The 23,257-nt window shown below is 43.2% G+C and carries 21 protein-coding genes; 6 read left to right on the top strand and 15 right to left on the bottom strand.

The annotated features are described in order from the left end of the window. Positions 1 to 27: 27 nt before the first annotated feature. Complete coding sequence (locus AB1K91_RS08480; protein WP_413089355.1) at positions 28 to 345, top strand: antibiotic biosynthesis monooxygenase; 318 nt, start codon at positions 28 to 30, stop codon at positions 343 to 345. Between the two features lie 40 nt (positions 346 to 385). Here AB1K91_RS08480 and lacZ read toward each other — a convergent pair whose 3' ends face one another. From lacZ to AB1K91_RS08435, 9 genes are all read right to left on the bottom strand, one after another. Next, complete coding sequence (lacZ, locus tag AB1K91_RS08475; protein WP_413089354.1) at positions 386 to 3,427, bottom strand: beta-galactosidase, LacZ type; 3,042 nt, start codon at positions 3,425 to 3,427, stop codon at positions 386 to 388. A gap of 26 nt (positions 3,428 to 3,453) precedes the next feature. Continuing rightward, positions 3,454 to 4,278: a carbohydrate ABC transporter permease gene (locus AB1K91_RS08470; RefSeq protein ID WP_413089353.1), complete on the bottom strand. Its 825-nt coding sequence runs from the start codon at positions 4,276 to 4,278 to the stop codon at positions 3,454 to 3,456. Next, positions 4,275 to 5,123: a carbohydrate ABC transporter permease gene (locus AB1K91_RS08465; protein WP_413089516.1), complete on the bottom strand. Its 849-nt coding sequence runs from the start codon at positions 5,121 to 5,123 to the stop codon at positions 4,275 to 4,277. Before AB1K91_RS08465 ends, AB1K91_RS08470 begins: the two co-directional genes overlap by 4 nt. 156 nt (positions 5,124 to 5,279) lie before the next feature. Continuing rightward, complete coding sequence (locus AB1K91_RS08460) at positions 5,280 to 6,554, bottom strand: ABC transporter substrate-binding protein (RefSeq protein ID WP_413089352.1); 1,275 nt, start codon at positions 6,552 to 6,554, stop codon at positions 5,280 to 5,282. A gap of 211 nt (positions 6,555 to 6,765) precedes the next feature. After that, on the bottom strand, positions 6,766 to 8,535 hold the full coding sequence (locus tag AB1K91_RS08455; RefSeq protein ID WP_413089351.1) for a sensor histidine kinase: 1,770 nt from the start codon (positions 8,533 to 8,535) through the stop codon (positions 6,766 to 6,768). A 13-nt stretch (positions 8,536 to 8,548) separates the two neighbouring features. After that, on the bottom strand, positions 8,549 to 10,012 hold the full coding sequence (locus AB1K91_RS08450; RefSeq protein ID WP_413089515.1) for a response regulator transcription factor: 1,464 nt from the start codon (positions 10,010 to 10,012) through the stop codon (positions 8,549 to 8,551). Between the two features lie 484 nt (positions 10,013 to 10,496). Further along, positions 10,497 to 11,363: an SDR family oxidoreductase gene (locus AB1K91_RS08445; RefSeq protein ID WP_413089350.1), complete on the bottom strand. Its 867-nt coding sequence runs from the start codon at positions 11,361 to 11,363 to the stop codon at positions 10,497 to 10,499. A 99-nt stretch (positions 11,364 to 11,462) separates the two neighbouring features. Then, complete coding sequence (locus AB1K91_RS08440; RefSeq protein WP_413089349.1) at positions 11,463 to 12,770, bottom strand: CitMHS family transporter; 1,308 nt, start codon at positions 12,768 to 12,770, stop codon at positions 11,463 to 11,465. Positions 12,771 to 12,892: 122 nt separating this feature from the next. Further along, on the bottom strand, positions 12,893 to 13,762 hold the full coding sequence (locus tag AB1K91_RS08435) for a LysR family transcriptional regulator (RefSeq protein WP_413089348.1): 870 nt from the start codon (positions 13,760 to 13,762) through the stop codon (positions 12,893 to 12,895). A gap of 137 nt (positions 13,763 to 13,899) precedes the next feature. On the opposite strand from AB1K91_RS08435, the gene AB1K91_RS08430 reads away from it, so the two are divergent. Continuing rightward, positions 13,900 to 15,024, top strand: coding sequence for a 2-methylaconitate cis-trans isomerase PrpF family protein (locus AB1K91_RS08430; protein ID WP_413089347.1), 1,125 nt, complete (start codon positions 13,900 to 13,902; stop codon positions 15,022 to 15,024). An 89-nt stretch (positions 15,025 to 15,113) separates the two neighbouring features. On the opposite strand, the gene AB1K91_RS08425 is transcribed toward AB1K91_RS08430, so the two are convergent. Further along, positions 15,114 to 15,563, bottom strand: coding sequence for an NUDIX hydrolase (locus AB1K91_RS08425; protein ID WP_413089346.1), 450 nt, complete (start codon positions 15,561 to 15,563; stop codon positions 15,114 to 15,116). Between the two features lie 229 nt (positions 15,564 to 15,792). On the opposite strand from AB1K91_RS08425, the gene AB1K91_RS08420 reads away from it, so the two are divergent. Then, a complete protein-coding gene (locus AB1K91_RS08420) occupies positions 15,793 to 16,128 on the top strand; it encodes an MmcQ/YjbR family DNA-binding protein (RefSeq protein ID WP_413089345.1) in 336 nt (111 codons plus the stop codon). 159 nt (positions 16,129 to 16,287) lie between these two features. On the opposite strand, the gene AB1K91_RS08415 is transcribed toward AB1K91_RS08420, so the two are convergent. From AB1K91_RS08415 to AB1K91_RS08400, 4 genes are all read right to left on the bottom strand, one after another. Further along, on the bottom strand, positions 16,288 to 17,346 hold the full coding sequence (locus tag AB1K91_RS08415) for a YkvI family membrane protein (protein WP_413089344.1): 1,059 nt from the start codon (positions 17,344 to 17,346) through the stop codon (positions 16,288 to 16,290). A gap of 81 nt (positions 17,347 to 17,427) precedes the next feature. Next, a complete protein-coding gene (locus AB1K91_RS08410) occupies positions 17,428 to 18,051 on the bottom strand; it encodes a trimeric intracellular cation channel family protein (protein WP_413089343.1) in 624 nt (207 codons plus the stop codon). A gap of 112 nt (positions 18,052 to 18,163) precedes the next feature. Beyond that, complete coding sequence (locus tag AB1K91_RS08405; RefSeq protein WP_413089342.1) at positions 18,164 to 19,363, bottom strand: M20 family metallopeptidase; 1,200 nt, start codon at positions 19,361 to 19,363, stop codon at positions 18,164 to 18,166. A 256-nt stretch (positions 19,364 to 19,619) separates the two neighbouring features. Continuing rightward, a complete protein-coding gene (locus AB1K91_RS08400) occupies positions 19,620 to 20,168 on the bottom strand; it encodes a class I SAM-dependent methyltransferase (protein WP_413089341.1) in 549 nt (182 codons plus the stop codon). Positions 20,169 to 20,300: 132 nt separating this feature from the next. Here AB1K91_RS08400 and AB1K91_RS08395 point away from each other — a divergent pair, with 132 nt between their 5' ends. Together AB1K91_RS08395 and AB1K91_RS08390 are read left to right on the top strand one after the other, a co-directional pair. Further along, complete coding sequence (locus AB1K91_RS08395; protein WP_413089340.1) at positions 20,301 to 20,771, top strand: GNAT family N-acetyltransferase; 471 nt, start codon at positions 20,301 to 20,303, stop codon at positions 20,769 to 20,771. A 336-nt stretch (positions 20,772 to 21,107) separates the two neighbouring features. Continuing rightward, the gene (locus tag AB1K91_RS08390; RefSeq protein WP_413089339.1) at positions 21,108 to 21,494 is read left to right on the top strand and encodes a nuclear transport factor 2 family protein; all 387 of its coding nucleotides are present in this window, start codon (positions 21,108 to 21,110) and stop codon (positions 21,492 to 21,494) included. Between the two features lie 11 nt (positions 21,495 to 21,505). On the opposite strand, the gene AB1K91_RS08385 is transcribed toward AB1K91_RS08390, so the two are convergent. Then, positions 21,506 to 22,075 (bottom strand): HAD-IA family hydrolase, encoded by a 570-nt coding sequence (locus tag AB1K91_RS08385; RefSeq protein WP_413089338.1) that lies wholly within the window; start codon positions 22,073 to 22,075, stop codon positions 21,506 to 21,508. Positions 22,076 to 22,350: 275 nt separating this feature from the next. On the opposite strand from AB1K91_RS08385, the gene AB1K91_RS08380 reads away from it, so the two are divergent. Beyond that, positions 22,351 to 23,196 carry a nucleotidyltransferase gene (locus AB1K91_RS08380; RefSeq protein WP_413089337.1) on the top strand — a complete coding sequence of 282 codons (846 nt, stop codon included), beginning with the start codon at positions 22,351 to 22,353 and terminating at the stop codon, positions 23,194 to 23,196. Positions 23,197 to 23,257 lie beyond the last annotated feature (61 nt).

Genomic DNA, 23,257 nt, shown 5'->3' with positions numbered 1-23,257 from the left:
GAACAAGTTTGATGAGGAGGCAATCCTATGTTTGTCAATCAAGTCATTTTCGAAGGCGCAATCGACGCTGAAGATAAAATCATAAATAAAGTGAAGCATACGATGGAAGAGCTGACTGACGTAGCCGGCTTGCATTCAGCCGAGTGCTGGAACAAAGATACGAAAAAAAGCGATACAGTAGCTTACGCCATTGTAACGAAATGGGATAAAAAAGCAGATTTTGTCGCTTGGATCTCCCGGGAATCCCATGTGGCAGAGCACCGTGCCATGCGTAAAGAGAAAAAGGACCAAGCGCCTGTCATGACAAAAACTTTGCTGCAATATGAGGAAGCAAGCTTCGCTTAAATAGTATAAACCCCTTCTGCTATAACAGAAGGGGTTTTCTTCATGCTCTATTTATCGTGAATACAAAACTATGATCATCTCCAGAAGATAACCTATGCTCTGGATGTACTGGTGCCCCCCAGCTATCATCTCCTCCCACACCCATCTGCTTGCCGGATACATTCAGCACAGTATAATGAACCGGCGGCAGTTCATAGGCATGATCCGCTTGCTCGATTTCCAGCGCAGTATGCGGAGAAACATTACATGTGAGCGGCAAATCATGTGCACGCAGCTCCAGTCCTCTTCCTTTCACATTAGTGACTTTCAACCATCGCACTCCAGTCCTTGTACCGGATTCCTGTGGACGCACATACACTGTACCATTCGTTTTGACCGTATTCTGGAAGCGGCTTAGTCGTGCTCCATGATTGCGGTCTTCATAATTTTCTTCAGGTCCATTTGCAAACCATTCCAGACCACTGTAATCTGCAGAAGTACGGAATGAAAGAGCAAACGTCGGCAAATCCGGTAGTCCTTCCGCCCCTTGGCAATATGCCTTCACTCGGATGCCCCCATCAGGGAAGACCGAATATATTGTTTGAACGTGCAGCTTTTCTGCTATGGAAAAAGCATAGGTAAATGTTACATCCACTTGCTCCTCCAAAACATCCACCGTTACATCCGTACACTTTCTCGCCACACTTGCTGCCAGCCATACACCAGCAGTATAGCTGTGCTGGTATCCGTTATCATTATCTGTACTGGCTCGCCAAAATGTTGGATAAGGCGGTGTCTCGATCAATTCCTCCCCATCATAACAAAGGGATGTCAAGCTCCCTGCTGCTTTTGAGAATTCGACACTGAAATCATGCCCATGCACGCCGATATTCACATCACCTTCGACAACACGAAGCTTGCCTGCTGCTTTAGGAATATCAACTTTCTTTTCCCATACGTATTGCCCGAATGCGACTTCGAATCCTGCCTCGGCCCAACTAGACGCCTCCCTCAGTCTCATGCTGGCATCGATCGTATAGGTGCCTGGTTGTACTGTCACATTTGCTGGCAAATCGATTGTGAATTCCGCTTGCTCACCAGCTGTTACCAACTGATCGATGTTGTCTTCATAGCAAGCTATACCATCTCTTCTGACTGTCCAAACCAAATCGAAAGCAGATGTATCAGCAAAGAGGTTTTCATTGCGCAGCACGATACCCTTATCGTTTACATCCAGTTTGATATTCTGATACAAATATTTCACTTCCTGCATCTTTGGTGAAAGCTTGCGATCTGCAAACACGATGCCATCCGTGCAGAAGATATAATCTGTCGGCCGATCATGGAAATCCCCACCGTAAGCAAGGTACTCCTGCCCCTCCCGATTCTTCTTCCAAAGCGCCTGGTCGATATAATCCCAAATGAAGCCGCCCTGATACATCGGATACTTATTCTCCAAATCAGTATATTTGTACATCCCGCCCAATGAATTGTTCATCGCGTGGGTATATTCACAGTTGATGAATGGCTTTTCGGGATCACTTTCCAAATATTCGATAATATCGGCAACCTTGGCGTACATGCGGCTTTCCATGTCACTTGCTTCGTCATATTCGCGTGCGTGGAACACACCCTCATAATGGACGAGCCTGCTGGGATCCTTATCCCGGAAATAATTCGCCACATTGACGATCACCTCACCTGCATATGATTCGTTCCCGCAAGACCAAATCAGGATGGAAGGATGGTTTTTATCTCGTTCCAGCATCGAAATGGCACGATCCATGACGATATCCTGCCATTGGGCTAAATTACCCGGTATGTTCCAGGATGGTTCCACCTGCCCGAGCTTTTGCCAAGATCCATGTGTTTCAAGGTTCATCTCATCGATGACATACAATCCATATTCGTCACATAATTCATACCAGCGGGTCTGGTTCGGATAATGGGAAGTACGGACAGCATTGATATTATGCTGCTTCATCGTCTTGATATCCCACAACATATCCTCTTCGGTGACGACACGTCCTGAGCGCGCATTGAATTCATGGCGATTGACACCTTTGAAAACGATTCGTTTGCCGTTCAGGCACATCACTTTATCAATCATTTCGAAGCGGCGGAAGCCAACGGTTTGCGGAATGACCTCGACAAGCTGATCTTCCTCATTGAAGATTTGCAAGTAAAGGGAATACAGATATGGATCTTCTGCACTCCATAACTTGGGCTGATCAACTTTGAACGTAACAACAGCAGTCTGCTCCTGAAATAGCCCTTCTGCCTCCTGTATCAAGCGGCCATTTTGGTCATATAAGCTCCCCGTAATCTTCGCTCTTGCCGGGATTGTTTTTTGAAATAGCATTGCTGCCTTCAAAGAACCTTTGCTATACGTATCATCCAATCTCGCTTGCACAGACAAATCAAAAACATGCAGTTCTGGCGTCGTGTACAGATACACATCGCGAAAGATGCCGGAAAAACGCCAAAAGTCCTGATCCTCCAGCCAAGCTCCAGTGCTGCGCTGGTACACTTCGACTGCCAGTTTGTTTTCTCCAGGCTGGAGGTAGTCTGTCAGCTCGAAGTCTGCCGGTGTGAATGAATCCTCGCTATAGCCGACAAATCGACCATTCAGCCAAACATAGAAGGCAGACTCTACGCCTTGAAACGAAATATACAGCGGCATATCTTCCATATGTTCTGGTACACTAAAGTTCCGGACATAGCTGCCGACCGGGTTATCCTCCATTGGCACCTGCGGCGGACGGATATCATGCACACCATCCCAAGGATACATCGTGTTCACGTACTGCGGTTTCCCATACCCTTCCAGCTGGATATGAGCTGGAACCGAAATGGAATCCCAGTAATTGCAATCAAAATCAGTTTTATAAAAATCGACCGGCCTGGAACTTGGGTTCTTGGCATAATGAAACTTCCATTTACCATTCAGGCTTTGGCGCCATGGCATGTTCCCTTTTGCCTCTGCCTGTTCCAACGTTTCGTAGTACACATGATCCGAATGTGCAGGTACGCGATTCACCGCAAACACACTCGTATCGACAAGCCAATCTACACTTGGTTTAATATTCGTATTGATTGTCATTCGCTATTCCTCCCTCTACATATTTGTTATTTCACAGAACCCATCATTCCTGCGACGAAATGCTTCTGCATGAAGAAGAAAATGATCGCTGTCGGTAATGTTGCAATCACGATTGCCATCATGATCATGCCGTAATCTGGCGAGTAGCTGGAACCAAGATTCGAAATAAGCAACGGAATCGTTTGTTTATCTGGTGATTGCAGGACAACGAGCGGCCAGAGGTAATTATTCCAGCTGGCCATGAACGTAATGATGGCTGCCGCCGCATATGTCGTTTTCATCGTTGGTACATATATTCGGAAAAAGATGCCGATTTCCTTCAAGCCATCAATCCGCCCAGCCTCCAAAATCTCTTTCGGAAACATCTTCGTACTCTGACGGAAAAAGAAAATCAGAAAGGCTGTCGTGACTGTCGGCAACACGACTGCAGATAATGTATCGATCCCGATGAACGGCAAGACCGGCGTGATGGAACCGAACATACGGAACAGCGGAACCATCAATGCTGCAAATGGAATCATCATGGACAAAAGCAAAATATTGAAAACGACATCCTTCGCTTTGCTGCGATAGATTTCAAATCCATAACCTGCCAGGGAAGCGATCAGTAAGCTGAGCACTGTCGTCGCGACAGCGATGATCGCCGAGTTCGTCAGTGCTGGCACCAGATCAACCGACTGCAATAAATTTTTAAAGTTCTCGACAAAATGCCCGCCCGGAAGCAATTTCCCCCTTGTCACATCTGCTGACGTGTTCGTCATACTGACGACCATCCAGTAAAATGGAAAAATGGAGATGATCGCACAGATGCTGAGGAACAAATAACCAATCACTTTATTGGATAGTTTCATTTCTTATCACCTGCCGCTTTGAATTGGATGATCGAGAAGATCACAATCAGGATCACGATGGCATAGGAAACGGTCGCTGCATAGCCAAAATCAGGCGTATACTTGAAGGACAGATTATAAATATATTGCGAAATGGTCATCGTCGCATTACCCGGTCCGCCTGCTGTGATATTCATGACTTCATCGAATAATTGAAGCGTACCGATCGTCGAAGTGATCGATGTGAAAAGAATGATCGGCTTCAGCATCGGGATCGTAATCTTGAAAAACTGCTGGATAGCGGAAGCACCATCAATTTTGGCAGCTTCATAGATGGATCGGTCCACGTTTTGCAGAGCAGATAGATAAAAGATCATGTTGTAACCAGTCCATCTCCAGGTAATCGCCAAGATGATGGTGATTTTTGCCCAGAAAGGGTCTGTCAGCCATTGAATCGGTTCGGAAACCAGATTGATCTTCATCAGTGTCATATTTACGATTCCATCCGGCGCAAACAAGTATTTGAATACGACCGAATAGGCTACAAGCGACGTTACGCATGGAAGGAAAATGGCAGTACGGAAAAAGCCCTTCCATTTCAGCGTCTTATTATTCAGCACAACCGACAAGAATAACGCCAGCAAAATCATGACAGGTACTTGGATTATCAAGTAGACCACTGTATTTTTCACCGTTGTCAGAAACACAGGATCCTGGAATAAGCGGATATAATTCTCGAATCCGACAAATGACAGATTCACGCCGCTGCCAGATTGGAACGACAGTATCAACGCCTGTACCATGGGGAAGAAATAAAAGATTCCGATCAGCAGGGAAGCTAAGGTAACAAATGACCAGCCGACCATTGTATTTTTCAGCCGAAGGGAATGAGCTGGGCGCGGTGCCGGTTTTTTTGCAAGTTTTTCCGGCCCGAGCTTATCAGGGATATTCATGAAGGCGGACTCCTTTCGAAAGAAGCCCCAGAAGCCAGCATGCATTGCGGCGTCCCAGGGCCATGGATTTTACTTCGCTTGCTGTTCTGCCAGCGACTGTGCATTTTCTAAAACTGTATTCAAATCCTCCCCGTCCAGATATTTCTGGATTTCATTCGCTAGGATATCTTCGATCACATACGTGTGCAGTCCATAGTTAACCTGCGGGATTTCTTCTGTCCAAGCTGCGAAATCAGATAATATCTTCTGACCTCCGAAGAATTCATCTTCTGCCTGATATGCTTCCCCTTCAGCTGCAGGCTGGTATGTTCCCAGACCGCCGACCTCTTCGACGAACTGCTGATAATAGTCAACATCTGCCCCGAATGTCTTGCCCAAGAATTCAGCGGCCTTTTCCTTTCCAGGAACGTTCAGTACATACCAGGAGCTTCCCCCAAGGTTCGTAGCATTGACGGACTCGATGCCAGGAAGTTTTGGAAAAGGTGCGACTGCCCATTTCCCTGATTGTGATGCTTCCGCTTTGATTGAAGGGGTGATCCAGTTACCGCTTGGCACCATGGAAATATCACCATTATTGATTGCCGCGATGAACTGGCTCCAGTCGGAATGCGGCTTCACTAAGTCTGCATCAATCATTTCCTTGTACAGGCGAAATGCCTCTTTCAACGCTTCGTTATCAGCAATGTCAGGCGTTACACCGTCTTCATCCAAATACCAAGCTCCACTTGACTGAATCATCATACGCAGCAAACCAAGGTCTTTTGGATCTTGCGTGATCATTTGCTTACCCGTTGCCTCTTTGACTGCTTTTCCAATTTCAATTACTTTCTCCCAATCTGCGCTTTGCAGATCATCTATACTGTAGCCTGCTTCTTCCAAGTAGTCCGTGCGTACATACAGCCCAGCTACACCGGAATCGAACGGAACACCATATTGCTTGCCCTCGAAGCTGGTGGTTGGAATTTTATATTTTGCAAAATCATCGGTGGAGATGCTATCGTCGACTGCATAAAACATATCCGGATAGGACTGGAGGAAGCTTTGCGCCCGGTAGTCTTCAATCAAAACAATATTAGGAAGACCTTTTGTCGTTCCAGAGCTGAGACTTGTGTTCAGCTTTTGGATGATATCATCCTGGGCGTTCTCAATGATTTCGATATTCAGCTCACTGTTTTCTTCTTGATAAGCTGTTTTTGCAAGCTCCATCGCTTTTATGTTGAAGTTCGGATCCCATGCCCAAACTTTGATATCGTTCGTATCAGCATCGGCTTCCGAGCTGGATCCCGAGGAACATGCAGACAGAACGAGCAAACCAATAAATAAAAGTGCAAAAATTCTCTTCATCTCTTTTACCTCCTATTTTTGTAAGCGCTGTCTTTATGGTTTTATCGTAGCATGCACTTCACTGCTTCCGTTAGGAGATTATTAAGCTATCTTAGGATTTAATCCCTTATTTGTTAGCGCTTACATTAGAGGGTTAGGATTATTTTTCGTTAATTGGATTATTTTTTGTCTGATAATATGAACTCCAATACCTCGAAAAGCTCCGTTAATTCTAGATGATGTTTCTTTCGCTTTCTTTTGACGCAGGCAGTCTCAGTTTGACTCTCGTTCCCTGTCCCTCTTGACTAGTGATGGAAACCCCGTAGTCGGGCCCATACAATAGCTGAATTCGTTCGTGGACATTCTTCACGCCAATACCGGAAAACAGCTGCCGATTGCGATTCGTATTAGGAAGGTCTTCAGTGTGGGCGGCCATTCCGTCTCCATCATCCGCGATTTCACATAGAAGATCATCTGACTCACGCCAAACGAGCACAGAGATGGTGCCCTCAGCTGTCTTATTGAAAGCATGGAAAAATGAATTTTCGATAAAAGGCTGTAAAATCAACTTTGGAATACGGTAATCCATACAATCCGGTGCAATCATGAATTGAACCTGTATCCTATTCCCGTATCGTTTCTGATTGATCAACACATAGTTTTTCAGATTTTCTACTTCCAGCTCCACCGTGACCGCCTCATCTACATTGCCAATCGTATTTTGAAGCAGGGTAATGAACGCATCAATCGTCCTTTCTGCTTCTTCACGTTCTCCCATCATAACCAAGAACTTGATCGAAGCCATCGTATTATAGAGAAAATGCGGATTTATCTGCTGCTGCAATGCAGCCAATTCAGCACTGCGCTGCTGTCTTTGTGCCTCAATCAGTTTTTCCACATACACTTGCAGTTCATCCATCATACTGTTGAAAGCCAGTCCAATCTGTTTTGTTTCATATGTTCCTTCATATAATAGCCGTCGCTGGAGACCTTTCTTCGGTACTGCTTCAATATCCTGGACAAGTTTGGAAAGCGAGTTGGTCAAACGCTTCGTTACAAGGAATACAATGATCAGTGCAAGAAAAACAACACCTGCAAGTAATAGCACTATCTGTTTCGTATCGATTAAATTCCCGACAGCGGTTTGTTTGTCCACCATATTGACAAGGTACATATCGAAATAAGGCAGGTACTCCGCCAGCATAATCTGATTGGTATCCTGGAATTTGACTTCCCGGTACGTCTCTTTGGAAGCTTCCATATTTTTCGCTTGTTCACTAAGTTCCGGCAGCGATTCTCCAATCACGCCTGATGAGCTGCTGGAAACCACTTTGCCATTGTTGTCGACCACATAAAAGTCATTTCCTGGCTTTACGTAGTCCATATAGAAGGATCGCAGCTGGCCTTCTTTGATTGGAAAGTACACAGCACCAAAGGATTGATTTGTTTCCCGATTGTACAGAGCCTTCGCTGCAATCACATAATCATCATTTGCTTCCTGCGAATCTTGAAAATAAAGCAGCTTGTTCGGCTGGTCTGTGATCGTTTCCGTAATGTCATGTCCGCGGATCGATCCAGGAGCAACCGGCCAATACGTAAAATTCGTTGTATACGTGATTTTCTCCTGATTAGCTATGGCAATCTCAACATTCTGATCTCCCAGCCGCTCCCTGAGATGATCCACTTGCTGCATGACATGAAAAAGGCTTTGCATACGTTCATTGTCCGGTTCTTCCTTGGATAAAAATGCCTCGATCGTGCTGCTTTGATCCACATCGGAAGCCGCCATCACAATACTGTAATTCAATTCCTCAAAATCATACTGAATCTGATTGATGATCTGTGAATTTGTAATACTGAACTTTTCGACGAAAAATTGCTCGGCCATCCGGATTATCGCAAACGTCACTGCAACAGCTACCAAAATGATGAGTGCAACAGTCACAAGGAACATCTTCATGAATAAGCCGTTTGGATGAAGACGGTCTTTGATCAACTCCATCAGCCTCCCCTCCTCAACCCATTATCCGTTTTCGCCGGTATTGTGAAGGAGAATAGCCTGTTTGCTTTTTGAAAACACGACAGAAATAACTGTGATCTGAAAATCCGACTTGTTCACTGATTTTTGAGATAGGTATATCATTTTTTCTTAGCAAGATGATAGCCGCCTCTATCCTGATTCGATTCAGGTAGCCGCTGAATCCTTCTTTGCTGTGCGCAGAAAAGTAGTTGGATAAATAAGAAGGACTGAAATGAAAATGGTTCGCAATATCAGCTAATGATAGTGCCTCATGATAATGCGCTTTGATGTATTCCGTCAGCATCCGCATATGTCCTTGTCTTTCTTCATTCTTTACAATCCCCCCCACTTCCCCCAAAAAAGATTCAACCGTTTCATTGGCTCCATATACATCCTCTGCTTGGCCGACGCGCTGGAAATAATCATATTTCTTCTTCTCAAGCAACCCTGTTTCATATTTCAAATTGCCAAGGAGGACGATCAAGTTGAACATGATATTATTGAGAAAAGCTTTGTACTCGACAATATCCTGTTTATAATTTCGCACTGCCTGGTTCATATGCTGCTTCAAATAACTGAATGCCTCCTGAAAGTTATCCCGTTTGCACTCCTCGATAAAGCAGTCCATTTGAAATACATGTTCTGTAACAGGATTTGGGGGCAGGATTTCTTCCGAAAGATACACCCAATCTGGAAAATAGAATCGATAACTCTCCACTTTTTCGAGTTCCTTCTGTTTATCTTTCAGCTCCAAAATATTTTGGAAAGACTCTGTGACACAAATGCAAGCTGACTTCGGAAGATCCGAGAACATATTTGCATCAAGCTTTTTTCCACCATTCCACAAGTAAATTTTGCAATCTGCACTTAATAAGATAGGTGAAAATATCCCGTTCCGATCCGGAAAATCTTTAGGAAGATGCACGGCATTTAGATACCTGACACTTAATACTTGGAAATACTTATGCGGGAAATAAGCTGCTGCTTCTTCATTAATAGAAATATCTGATCCTTCATAAAGACGCCGCAGTTTTTCCATTAAGGTCTGATCATGTTCGCCGGTGCCAAGGTGAAAATCCTCCAACTGCCCTGCTGCAAGTCGCAATGCTTTCAGCAGCACATCTGCATTCAACTTCGGTTTCAGGATATAATCGATGACTCCGTTCTGAAAAGCTCCTCTTACATAATCGAATTCGCTGAAACTGCTAAGTACGATAAGACCGATATGCGGGTATTTTTCTTTCATGATCCTAGTCAAAGCTTCTCCGTCCATGATCGGCATCACGACATCTGTGACAACAATATGCGGATCCAGCTTCTCGATCAGCTCCAAGGCTTCTCTTCCATTGGAAGCCTCACCGACAATTGTGAATCCTTCTTGTTCCCAGTCCAGATAGTGTTTTATACCTTGCCGAATAAGAATTTCATCATCAACGATCAGCGTCCTGCACAATTCCATTGTATCCAAGCATGACACTCCTTTTTCAAGCCATTGCCCGCTTTTAGAAAGCGCTTTCTTTCATAGTGTTCCAGATAGCTCTTCCTGTCAAGGCAGCCATGATAAACCAGACCATTGTTATCTATTCTGTTATGATGAAGGAAACGAAAAAAAGGAAGGCAATCTAGTTTATAGTCGAACTTCTGCTCTGGGGGCCGGAGCTGCTTATCTTGCCATTCCGCTTGCTGCTTTGAATTGGCCGCGGCATCATGCGGCTACTGTATAGTGGTCCTTCCAGAAAGGAGATTTACATGGGGAATATTACCACAACATTCATTATTGTATTAGCTCTCGGAACTGCAATCTACTTCGGAATCCGCTCGCTTTGGCGGCGCTTTGGTCCCAAGTGATGATTGTCTCATGTGTTTTGGTATTCGCAAGGCAGGACACAATTTAAAATGCATAAAAATGAGCACCAGCATGGAAGCGGCTGGTGCTCATTTGTTCAGGAGGAAGTCCATTGCCCTCCATTGATATGGATCGTCTGGCCCGTCATATAAGAGCTCTCGTCCGAAGCAAGCATCACATACGACCATGCATGCTCAGACGGTTGACCAGGCCGCCCCATCAAACTGCTCTGGCCAAAGTCTTCGATATGATCAGCTGGAATGGAAGCTGGGATAAGCGGTGTCCATACCGGACCCGGCGCAACAGAATTCGCACGAATCCCTTTGCCCGCCAGACTCTGTGCAATACTGCGGATCCAAGCCGTGATGGCACCCTTTGTAGCGGAATAATCCATGAAGATCGGATTCCCCTGGAAGGCATTGATGGAAGAAGTCGCTATGATGGAATCGCCTTCTTGCATATGTTTTACACTAGCCTTTGTCAAATAGAACAAAGGGAAGAAATTCGTTCGGAACACCTCTTCAAACTGGGCGCTGGAAATCTCCAGCACATCGTCCACCACATATTGTATAGCTGCATTGCTGACCAGTATATTGATTTTGCCGAATTCCTCCACAGTCTTTTCGACCAAATCGATGCAATGCGACTCATCCTTAATATCCCCAGACAGCAGCAAGCATTTCCGCCCCTCTGCTTCGACTAAACGCTTTGTCTCTTCGGCGTCCTCTTGTTCGTCCAGATAGGAAATGGCAACATCTGCCCCTTCCTTGGCATACAAGATCGCCACCGCCCTGCCGATTCCCGAATCGCCGCCTGTGATGAGTGCTGCCTTGCCCTGCAGTCTGCCAGCACCTTTATAATCATACGGCTGATGCGGAAGCGGCTCCATCTGCGCTTCTATACCTGGCTGACGGCCTTGTTCCTGCTTCGGTGTACCGTCTGTTTGCATATCATTCGGTTCCATGATCATGTCTCCTTTGCTGAGTTTTGTCATGGATACATGTTCCACCTTTCACTGAATATGAAACGGAGGAGTCACAAAAGGCCAACCTTGGATACTTTTCTATCTGAATGAGATAGCACCTGTCACTATCGCTACCAAAATGATAAACAAAGAGGTCAAAACAGCCCATTTGACGGCATAACGCTGGAAGGCACCAAGGTCGATTTTCAGCATGCTGACGAGAAGGATGGTGGAGGCAACCAGCGGACTCATCAGATGAACTGGCTGCCCCAGGATCGATGCCCTGGCGATTTCGATTGGATCAACACCATAAGCTGATGCTGCTTCTGCGAAAATCGGTACCATTCCAAAGTAATAGGCATCGTTTGAAAGGACAAAGGTCAATGGCAGGCTTGTAATGGCGACAACCAATGGGAAAAGCTCTCCCATGGAAGGCGGAACGACTGCCACAATCGACCCGGCTATGGCATTCACCATTTCCGTTCCGGACAAAATACCAGCAAAAACACCCGCTGCGAATACAAGTAAAACAACAGTTATCGCATTGCTGGCATGTTCGGCGATGCGTTCCTTCTGTACCTGCAGATTTGGGTAATTGATGGACAACGCCAGTACAAATCCGATAAGGAATAAAACTGCAGGATGCATGATCCCCATGACAAGCAGCGCCAAAATAGTAATCACAAGGAATAGGTTGATCCAGCGCAGCTTTGGTCGTTTCAGCAAATCTCCTTCCAAGGCTGCTGCCATATATGGTTCTGAATCATAAGCATTTGTTTCTATTTGTGATATACCAATACGTCTGCGCTCCTTAAGCCCGAGCATGAAGGCAGTAAAGATGACGAAAATGATACCTCCAATCATTGTCGGAAGAAGCGGAAGGAAGAATTCAGACGGATCCAGCCCTAATACCGCAATAGCTCTAGTCGCTGGCCCTCCCCAAGGCGTCATGCCACTGATGATACTCAAAGCCAGCATGGCAACTGTCGCCATAACCAAAGGATTCATACCGATTCGCTTGTACAAAGGCAGCATGGCAGAGACGGTGATCATATAAGTTGTCGTTCCATCCCCATCCAAAGCAATCAGCATAGCCAGGACAGCCGAACCAATGGCAATCTTGACGGGATCGCCCTTTACCACTTCCAAGATCTTTTTTATCAAAGGATCAAATAGTCCGGCATCAATCAGGATCCCAAAAAATAAGATGGCAAACAGCAGCAGGGCTGCCGAGCTGGCTACAGTCTGCAATCCCTCCAAAATCATCTCCCCTAGACTTCCTCCGAAACCGCCAATCAAAGCAAAGAAAATCGGCGTGATCGTCAGGGCAACAATGGGAGATAGCCTCTTGGACATAATCAAGACAGTAAACACGATCATCATGGAAAACCCTAGTAGTGTCAGCATGTTCCTTCCCCCCCTCTTTGAATACGCTTTCATAAATTACTTGAAGAAGCATTTGACATAGCATATTACACAGCAGGAGATAAGTTAAATATAACTATTTTTGCAATACTCATAAGTAAATTTTATATTGTTACATGCTGTTCCTGTCTTAAGAAACTGATAAATGCCTTTACGACTTGAAGTTCAAGCGATTTTGGATCGTACATCAGCCATGTCTCCCGTAGCAAGGGTTCCCTCTTTTCATTTGTCAATCCAATACGATGCAGCTCGTCGGATTCACGAAGACATATCTCAGGTACAATGGAATATCCCAGCCCATGTTTGACCATTTCTTTACAGGTTTCCTGCCGATCCACTTCCATTGCCGTAAGCGGTGCGTGCTGCAGATGCTCATGAATCCAGCCATCGATTATTGTCTTCAACGATGTGTCTGTATTGTATTTAATGAAAGGAAGCAGCGGCAGCTGACCGATGCTGATTTTTTGTTTTGAGATAACGTACAGCTGTTCTCTTGTCAAAATCTCCTTGTTCCCTTGCCAGCGATGGTTTCCCCGCAGGATACCTAAGTGTACATCTCCTTCATCAAGTAATTTCATCACCCTTGTGCTCCAGCCTGTCTGTACATTGTATTGGACATTCGGGTAGATGGAAGAGAATTTCGCCAATAATCCCGGCAGTTTATATTGGGCGAAGTTACTGGAAACCGCCAAACGAAGCGTGCCTTGTACTTCCTTTCCCAGATTCGCCAATGCATCCTTTGTGTCTTGCAGTTTTCGCAGCATCTCCACAGCGTAATCCGCAAGATATTCCCCCTCAGCCGTCAATGTAATTCCCCTGTTCCGCTTGGTAAACAGCTTTACATGAAAGCTCTCTTCTATCTTTTGAATTCTGTACGTCAAAGAAGGCTGAGATGTGAATAATCTCTCGGCTGCTTTTGTGACACTCTTTTCCTCTCCTAACAGCTTTAATAAAATCCAATCTTTCTCATCCATTATGCAACCTCCTAGGTACTTTCTCACAGTTATAAAAAAAATCTTAACTAGAGGAAAAATAATTGTATTTTATTTTATCAGTGCTCGGGACTATGCTGTCAGTATAAACCAATTCCTGCAAAAAAGGATGTGAGCAGATGGATAAAATTCCTGTTGTCTATATGCGCGGCGGTACAAGCAAAGGTGTTTTTCTTCATGAGAGAGACATGCCTGCGGAAAGGAAAGACTGGACACCATTCCTTCTCGACTTGATGGGAAGCCCGGATAAACGGCAAATTGATGGATTGGGAGGAGCCAATTCGCTGACCAGCAAAGCTGCCATCATACGAAAAGCAGAACAAGAGGAAGACTTCGATGTCTACTACACCTTTGCTCAAGTAAGTATTACAGATGAAACAGTTGATATGAAAGGAAACTGCGGTAATATTTCTTCAGCGGTAGGTCCATTTGCCATTCAGGAAGGACTTGTAGCTATAACCGAACCGGTGACGACTGTAAGAATATGGAATACTAATACACAAAAATTGATTGTTGCGGAAGTAGCGGTAATGGATGGTGAAGTTCAAACTTTGGGGTCGACATCCATACCTGGAGTACCAGGCTATGGCTCTGAAATAGCCTTGACATTCTGTAATGCCGAAGGATCCGTGACGGGTGAATTACTGCCTACAGGAAATAGTACCGATGTACTGGATACCAGTTTTGGCACTATTGCTTGTTCCATCGTTGATGCAGCCAATCCTCTGGTTTTTATTGAAGCTGCTTCTCTTGGCTTGGAAGAAACCATCCTGCCTGCTACGTTTACGGAAGCAAAACTGCAGCAATGCGAGGAAATACGCGCTGCCGCTGCTGAACACTGCGGTTTTGCCAGGAGGGGTCAAGCTACCAAACTGTCTCCGGCAGTACCGAAATTAGCGTTGATAGGAAAACCGAAAGAATATACCGATATGAACGATAACTTCTATTCCGTTCAAGATATGGACATACATGTGCGTATGCTATCCATGCAAAAGCCCCATGAAGCACTAGCCATAACTGGTGCAATTTGTACGACCGCCGCTTGCGCCATTCCTGGCACGCTGCCACAAAAAATTGCAAGAAAGACAGCCGGCAACAACCTGCGCATTGCCCATCCATCAGGTATCACCGAAACAGCATACGCCAATCTAACAGAGATAAAAGTAATCCGCACGGCCAGAAGAATTATGGAAGGTAATGCTTATGTAAAACATAACTACAACATAAGAGAAGCAACCCTTTGAAGAAGCAAGAAAAGCTGTCTATTGTGACAGCTTTTCTTTAGGTACAAGTTGCTACCCATTTGGAGAAAATCATAGTCTACCTTGTCACTTCAGCTTTTCTCAACACTGGAGTACACTTTTGAGGTGAGCTTATCTGCGGCCAGTGAAATATTCTTCTTTAAATAAGAAGGAGTATCATGATGTACCAATATATCCTCTGTGGTCATCCAGTTAATCTCCCCGACCTCATCCTCGCTCTTTGCATAAGGTTCCCCAGTTATACGCTGACAAAGGAATACAATATCAATCACATGTACCCCTCCTTCCGTGACAAAAGAGGAACTGTTCACATAAGTCAGGCCTTCCACTTCAATTCCAATCTCTTCGAATATTTCCCGTTTCAATGTCCTTTCCAAGATATCAGAAGATGCATCTTCCAATTCACACTTACCACCGACCAAGGAAAGACATCCCGCTGCATGTTCTTCTTTTTCACCTCTTCTGATCAACAACCACTTACCATCGTGGTTGATAGCACCTTCAACGTTGACAATAAACATCAGAACTAACTCCTTTAAATTCAATTTGATATAATGAACTTACCATACGCTCTCTTTTGCTGGATGGAATTCACATCCATTGAATTGGCCAAAGCCAAGCAAGAGCGTGATTATATTCGAAATGAATCTCCATTTAAAGCTCATTAAGCGTTACAGAACCAGCTAAAGGAGATGAAAATTAAATCAACCATCTATTGAGAAATTTCACCTGTACGAAAAGAGGGACAACATGAGGACGAGAGATGAAGCAATCGCATACTGTTTAAGCCTTGGTGATGCTTACCTTGATAAGCCTTTTCAAGACCAGAATTGGTCGGTTGTGCGGCATGAATCAAACAAGAAAATATTTGCCTGGATTTTTGAAAAGAATTCGTATATCTGGATCAATGTAAAGTGTGAACCTGGTTTCCTTTATTTCTGGAGGGATAAGTACAATTCCATCGTCCCCGGCTTTCATTTAAATAAGGATCATTGGAATTCCATCATACTTGATGGGACCGTTCCAGAAGAGGATATCTACGACATGATTGAGCGAAGTTATACACTGACAGAATCCAAGAAGTAACGATATATCTTTAAGAAGAGGAAAAAGAGGGGTACATATGACTTTACCCCAATTTCTTCGGTTTCATATGGTCCTGGTTGACCGTTCAAATTCCTTTTCGTATAAAATGAAGTACTCTTCGGTTAGAGACCACCTTACTGATGGAATTCCCAACCCACTTCAATTTCTTGTACCTTCTCTCTTGATCATATATGGAGCTATAACTAAAGCCGCCATCAATACGATACCTAGGTAGCCAATCAATGGATAAAAATAGCTTACTAAGTCGGTGAATCCGACATAACTTGCCAAATATCCGATAACCATGGTGACAATGAAAACAGTCCTAAATTTATTTGTTCCGATTTTCGCAAATCTAGCTGTAAAAGAAAAGAACATTCCAATAGCTGTATTGTAAATCATCCCAAATATGACAATTGCCATGATAATGCCTAGTACAGGCGATAAATTACTTACAATCCCTAACATAGGCATGTCCAAACTGCCGACTTCTTCGATTTTTGAGAATATAGCCAAGTGGCTTAAAATAATGAGGACCCCTAGAACAAGTCCTCCTGCCAATCCGCCGATTGCGGCTGTTTTGGGTTTCTTTTCCGCACCTCCCATTACAATGGACATCGAAGCTCCTACTGCAATATTGAAGGAAACATAGTTGATACTGGATATAAACCAATTTGGCAGCGTAGTTGGTATGGATTGTGCTTCTTGATCAAGGGTGGCGACAGGTCCTTGCATCGTTATCAAGCTATAAATGGAAATAAGCACAACAAAGAAAATCAGGAATGGTGTTATGCTTCCAATGATGGAAACCACACGATTGACTTTTAATAATCCTGTTAAAATCACTAGTATGGTCATTACCGTCGTACCCACAAAGTATGGCAGTCCAAACTGTTGATTCAGATTGGAGCCAGCACCTGCAATCATGACGACCCCGACTCCAAATAGTGTAAAAATAATGACATAGTCAATCACTGTTCCTAGGTAACGGCCGCTTATTCTGTGAATGGCTTCTTTATGCGATGTTGTTTTTGTCCGACTACCCAGCCAAACAAGAACCATACCAAGATAGGAAAAAAGAACAGTTGCCGTAATGGCTCCCAGAATACCCATCAATCCAAAACTGGTAAAGTATTGTAAGACTTCTTGTCCAGAAGCAAACCCAGCGCCTACTATAACCCCTATAAAAGCGCTTCCAATTCTTAAGATATCTTTCATTTTGATTCTCCTTTAAAACACAATTGAATGAAGTATACACTTCAGCATACTATACTTTTTGGTGTTTTTCGATGATGTTTATCAATTATCCCTGTTCATTTTCGTATCCATTTCAAAATGATGAGGCAAATTCCACTCATAGTGGACGGATAACATCCTCAGCAGGACGATGGCGATCAAGAGAAAATAGGTTATGAAGGGGCCCTGTATCCAATCCAATCCGATGATTAAACCTGCTGATGCTGCCCATAGAGCATAAATTTCCGAGCGAAAGATCATCGGTTTTCGGCCTGCAAATACATCTCGTATCATCCCGCCTCCTGCACCTGTCAAAGTAGCTGCTATGATAACGGCAATCAACGGTGAATCGATGGAAACTGCGTAGTTTGCACCTTGGATGGCGAATGCGGCTAAGCCAATCGCATCAAAGAAGACCACCCACTTTTTCCATCGATCAATCCAATTATTCGGCAGCACAAAGACAATGGTAATAACCAAAAAAGCAATGACAAAAAGATAATCCTGCTTCCAAATGTTTTCTGTAGGGATGCCGATCAAGAGATTACGAATAAGACCGCCCCCGAATGCAGTTGTAAACCCTAATACGTAAATACCTAAAATATCGTACTCCTCTTCCCTTGCAACAAGCGCACCGCTTATCGCAAAAGCGAAGGTACCAAGAATGTTAAGGATCTCCCATGTCAAGGCAATCTGCTCCTTTTATCTTCTAATGAAAAATAGTCCGCTTAATCCAGTCAATGAATTAAACGGACTCCTATACTTTCCTAAACCCAAAGCAAAAACTATTTTCAGTTCTTCACTCTGATTTATTGGAGCCACAGTAAGATACAACAACAGCAGCCATGGCCTTGGCACTTATGATAAGACTTTTTTCATTTATATCGAATTTCGGGTGATGATGCGGGTACCATTCCTGTGTTTCTGGCATGGCCCCTACATAGAAGAAGCAGCCCGGCTTTTCTTTCAGGTAATAAGCGAAATCTTCCGATGGCGGCAGCGGGCCTGTTTCCTCCACGGATTCCACTTCTGGGATAGAAGCCTCTACCAAGGCATTTCGCACATGTTCAGTCACTTCGGGGTCATTATATAGCACTGGATAATCATTCTCATAGTCCAAGGTTGTCTCAACTCCATAGGAGGATTCCAACCCTTTTGCAAACTGTCGAACTTGCGCCTCAACGATTTCCCGTGCTTCTTGGGACATCGTACGAACATCCCCTTCCAGCGTCACGGAATCTTTGATCACATTAAATTGGCCTTTTCCGTCAAATGAGCCGATCGTTACAACCGCTGTATCAAAAGGATCAACTCTGCGACTTACAATGGTTTGACAGTTCATCACAAATGCACTTGCTGCAACAATGGCGTCATTCGCCATATGCGGAGATGAACCATGTCCCCCTTTCCCTTGAATGGTCAGCTTAAAGTGAGACCGTCCGGTTTGGGTATTGCCGCTTTTATAATAAATATGACCTGTCTCCATCATGGACATGACATGAATCCCAATCACTGCATCCACCCCATCCAAGACCCCTGCGTCAATCATACCAATCGCTCCTCCAGGAGGCATTTCCTCAGCTGGCTGATGAATGATTTTTATCATCCCTGTCAATTGATCTTTTACCTCTGCTAATGTCTCGGCTAATACAAGCATATATGCGGTGTGCCCATCATGACCGCATGCATGCATGACACCTTCATTTTCAGAAGCATATGGGTGGCCTGTTTCTTCTTGAATCGGCAGCGCGTCAAAATCCGCTCGAATCGCAATCGTTTTACCTGGCTCAGCACCTTTTATCGTAACTGCTATACCTCTGTGTCCACCTACATTCGTTTCCACTGCATCCACCGGAACTTCCCGATAAAAATCCTTGATATAAGCAGCTGTCTTTTCCTCTTCGAACGAAAGCTCCGGATGTGCATGAAGATGGCGTCGAATATCAATGACACGTTCTTTTTTTGCATCTAATCTTTCCATTATATCTTTGATGAGCATTGGATGATCTCCTTTTTAAAGCCTTGTTTTCACCGTATAAATTGATATATCATAAGCTGTAACTATACCCTTCATAAGCTAAAGCTATACAAAGTGATGATAAAGATAGCTCAAAACTTATCATTCAGCTTAAATTTATAGGAAAAACTCAAAATTGCAATCAATTCCACCAAACATATGAAATCTTAATCAGCGATTTCATCTGTATCATGTCTCCTGAACCTTGTGATGCAGCTTTACCAATATCGGCCATCTGTTAGATTTTATATGCATCAGCTATCAATGATGGAAAGCTCAGGTTCCTGCCCTGATTTCTAGGATCATATTTTTTCGAACGAAAAATCACACCATCTCTTCCATCCCAGTATTCCTCATGAAAATTGCCATCTTCATCAAAATACTCAAGTAATCTAATCTTGAACCCTGCTGCTTCAAACATCTTGGTAAATGTCCGATAGGTATATACGAATTTATGACCGGCTGCAGGGTGATCCTTAGGTCCGGGACCACCAACCTTCACGATATTCTGGTAGCTTTCATCTGGAAAATATCCATCAGGAACAGCGCATCGAATATAACCATCCGGCTGTAAAAAACGTAAGCAAGTCTTTGCTGCCTTTACACCTTCTTCATATGTGAGATGCTCCCATACATGCTCGGCTAAAATGGCTTTTAAGGACTCTTCGTCGAACCTATTCTCCCATGTTCTCTCGTCCAATAAGTCCAATTCTTCCTCCTGTGTATGAATCCAGCCAGGGTTATTCATGTATGAACCAGCACCGATAACTACTTTTATATCTATCATAATCATCCCCATTCCTATCGACAATGACATTCAATCTAATAAATATGAATTTTTGTATAATTAGTTTATCATATAAATAGGAAGAAGTTGTAAATATAGTAAGCATTCAAAATAACAAGAGGTACATAACTAATGGAATTCTTTATTAGAAGACGAACGAATGAGGACATCAATGAATTCATCCCTTGGACTTATGAGGGAATATATTCATCCTACGATAATAACATTCAGCAGGAAAAAATCGACGCGCTAAAAAAAAGCGTAAACCTAGAGCGGGCATTCACCGTTATCGATGACCAAAACAATCTTGTTGGCAATTGTGAATTTTATGATGTAAAAGAAGATGAAAATCAGATATTGGTGGTCGGTCTCCAAATGAAGCCATCACTGACGGGACAAGGTAACGGTACAGAATTTTTCAGGGCGATCATTGAACAAGGTAGACAGCTGCTTAAATATGATCATCTGGAATTAGCAGTCGCAGACTTTAATAAACGGGCAATCAGAACCTATGAAAAAGAGGGATTTGTTAAGAGAGGTGAATTTGAAAATAAGATCAGAGGAGCTGATTATAACTTTATCATTATGGCTAAAGACTGGTAATAAGCCTACGTTATAAAATCACTCCCGGATTTCCTATGAAAGCTCTGGTTATTTTCTATCCTAGCCGAGATATAACCTGCTACCCTTGATGTTATTCATTCAGATTGCAAATTCGGATTATTCTATTAAAAACCGTGGAATAGACACTTTTGTTCTTCTCTTAGCGATATTATATATACCCCAAGTATCCTTATTATCGTCCAGAATTCTATTACAATCTGATAAATTCAGTTTATCATAGTCTGCCTTTACGTAACCTGAGTAAATACTCTTTTTACTTACTGAAAACAAGTCGATTTGAAATTTAACAATAACCTTAGATTGGAGCGAGAAACAATGGAAGACTTCCATATATTCCTTAATCGCTATCTATCGAAGTGGAAAGCTTCCGATTTAACATTTATGGAAAAAGTAATCGATGATTCCTTCCTTGGAATCGAAATAAGGGATGGAATCATCTCCACACATGAAAAAGAAGAATCTATCGCAGGATGGCATCAAGCCTTTGATTATTTCAAGGGTAAAGAGATGGAATGGATCCTTACACCAATTTCTCTCCTGCCACTTAATGAAAAAGAGGCCATGGCCATCATAAGGGCAACCATGACTCTCGAGGGTATTCTAATCGATACTTCAAACTTGTTCTTCCAAACGTTCAAAAGGAAAGACAGTGAATGGAAATTAATTCGCACCTATGAAGAAACAGGCATTTCAAATACATGAGTTTCAACTATTTAGCGACCTAGAAAATCCAGTTCAAAGAAATCATCATAATTCTGTATATGATAATCAGCTATGCAGCTTTCACCCTGATACATGCAAGTTGCGATACCAAGATCTTTAGCAGGCAGCAAGTCTAATTCCCTGTCCCCGATGACTAAATCAATACGATGTTTTTCATGCAAATACTTATACGCTGCACAATCAGGCTTACGCGGGAAGCCATCATCGATTGTTACCATGTCAGAAAAGTACTTGTCCCAACCATAATATTGCAGGATAGCCAAAACACCTTCTCTATGCTTATGTGTCATAATGACATTTTTATTCGCATACTGAAGTATTTTTTCGACATGATTAAACGGTTTTAAATCCTGAGGCAATAATTTTTTTATGAGACTTTTTATTTCTGCATCTTTCTCTTGCGCAATGTTATAGTGCTCAATTGCGTGAGAATAAGAGATTTTTAAATTCCTATAAATCTCTTCCTTATCGATTGCTTCCCCTAACACGGAAGAAAATGCATTGGTATAAGCAGGATATGTATTAAATAATGTTCCATCGAAGTCCCATAGTATATTCAAGAGAAACACCCTTTCATGCATCCATAAGTTGCCAAATTTATTTTTAAGTGTATCATAGTTTTTATTTTGAACTAAATAATTACAGCCCGCACTTATTACAAGGCGGATTTCCCGTGCTTGGGAAGAGAGCTGGTCAGGGCCATGCCTCCAATAGATATCAACCCCTGCGGCTGTGAAGATGTTAGTTGGAACTGAACAAAAACGACAAGGAAGAATGCAACAAATTCAATACACCGTCACTTTAATATTGAATGTTAAACGAAGGAGATGCTTAATTGGTACCAATAAAAAAAATCGGACATTTTTGCGCAAACGGCGTCAAGGGTTACATAGTCAATGAGGCAAGAAAAGAATGGATTGATCCAGTATATGATGACCTGATAAAGAGGGTGGTTCAAGTTTATAAGGACCAGTTAGGGCCAAACCTTCATAGCATATATATCAGGGGATCTATTCCGCGTGGCTTGGGAATAGTCGGTGTTTCTGATTTAGATACACTATGCATCACGAATAATAAAATGGATGAGCTGGATTTATCTTGGGCTAACAAAGCTGAAAACGAAATAAACCAGGCCTTCAGCTGTGTGAATGGGGTGGAGTTGAGCTTTTACCACATCGAGGAAATTTGTAATTCGAGGACCTTTTCCATCATTCCATTTATGATTAAAACACATAGCATATGTGTATATGGAAATGATGCAGGACATCACTTGCCTTCTTATAGAGCTGATAGAACGCTCGCCAACGATCATATCATAAACCTACAGCAATACATCGAATCAGCAAAAAAAGACCTTCAAGGCAATGAAGATAAAGAAGATATTTTAGATTGTTGTATTTGGATCATGAAAATCATCATCAGAGCTGGTCTTGCCCTGACAATGGAGAAAGAAAAACAATATACCCGAGATTTATATCCTGCATATAAAGCATTTGCCAAGCATTTTCCTGATCAAGAACAAAATATGAGACAGGCACTAGATTATGCAATCAACCCCATTCCAGATGCGGAACAATTATTTTCATTTTTGGATGAAATGGGTGAATGGATGGTAAATGAGTCCGAAAAGTGGTTGATGATCCACAACCCAGATAGATTGAGAAAAATGAATCTGGACTAGTGAGACATCTAGTGTAAAGCCCTTCTCCATTTTAAAATGCCCACCTGCTGCATCAGGTGGG

It is taken from the genome of Terribacillus jepli (assembly GCF_047228925.1).
In the GTDB taxonomy this organism is placed as follows: Bacteria; Bacillota; Bacilli; order Bacillales; family Amphibacillaceae; genus Terribacillus.
Note: the sequence above shows the minus strand (reverse complement) of the source record. Positions and strands in the feature narration are given on the sequence as shown.

Coding starts and splice junctions, on each gene's coding strand:
- AB1K91_RS08440 (WP_413089349.1), bottom strand. CDS start 12,770: ATGCTGACACTACTAGGGTTTTCCATGATGATCGTGTTTACTGTCTTG.
- AB1K91_RS08430 (WP_413089347.1), top strand. CDS start 13,900: ATGGATAAAATTCCTGTTGTCTATATGCGCGGCGGTACAAGCAAAGGT.
- AB1K91_RS08400 (WP_413089341.1), bottom strand. CDS start 20,168: ATGATAGATATAAAAGTAGTTATCGGTGCTGGTTCATACATGAATAAC.
- AB1K91_RS08425 (WP_413089346.1), bottom strand. CDS start 15,563: ATGTTTATTGTCAACGTTGAAGGTGCTATCAACCACGATGGTAAGTGG.
- AB1K91_RS08465 (WP_413089516.1), bottom strand. CDS start 5,123: ATGGTCGGCTGGTCATTTGTTACCTTAGCTTCCCTGCTGATCGGAATC.
- AB1K91_RS08435 (WP_413089348.1), bottom strand. CDS start 13,762: ATGGATGAGAAAGATTGGATTTTATTAAAGCTGTTAGGAGAGGAAAAG.
- AB1K91_RS08415 (WP_413089344.1), bottom strand. CDS start 17,346: ATGAAAGATATCTTAAGAATTGGAAGCGCTTTTATAGGGGTTATAGTA.
- AB1K91_RS08470 (WP_413089353.1), bottom strand. CDS start 4,278: ATGAAACTATCCAATAAAGTGATTGGTTATTTGTTCCTCAGCATCTGT.
- AB1K91_RS08390 (WP_413089339.1), top strand. CDS start 21,108: ATGGAAGACTTCCATATATTCCTTAATCGCTATCTATCGAAGTGGAAA.
- AB1K91_RS08480 (WP_413089355.1), top strand. CDS start 28: ATGTTTGTCAATCAAGTCATTTTCGAAGGCGCAATCGACGCTGAAGAT.
- AB1K91_RS08460 (WP_413089352.1), bottom strand. CDS start 6,554: ATGAAGAGAATTTTTGCACTTTTATTTATTGGTTTGCTCGTTCTGTCT.
- AB1K91_RS08420 (WP_413089345.1), top strand. CDS start 15,793: ATGAGGACGAGAGATGAAGCAATCGCATACTGTTTAAGCCTTGGTGAT.
- AB1K91_RS08455 (WP_413089351.1), bottom strand. CDS start 8,535: ATGGAGTTGATCAAAGACCGTCTTCATCCAAACGGCTTATTCATGAAG.
- AB1K91_RS08450 (WP_413089515.1), bottom strand. CDS start 10,012: ATGGAATTGTGCAGGACGCTGATCGTTGATGATGAAATTCTTATTCGG.
- AB1K91_RS08405 (WP_413089342.1), bottom strand. CDS start 19,363: ATGCTCATCAAAGATATAATGGAAAGATTAGATGCAAAAAAAGAACGT.
- AB1K91_RS08445 (WP_413089350.1), bottom strand. CDS start 11,363: ATGGAACCGAATGATATGCAAACAGACGGTACACCGAAGCAGGAACAA.
- AB1K91_RS08395 (WP_413089340.1), top strand. CDS start 20,301: ATGGAATTCTTTATTAGAAGACGAACGAATGAGGACATCAATGAATTC.
- lacZ (WP_413089354.1), bottom strand. CDS start 3,427: ATGACAATCAATACGAATATTAAACCAAGTGTAGATTGGCTTGTCGAT.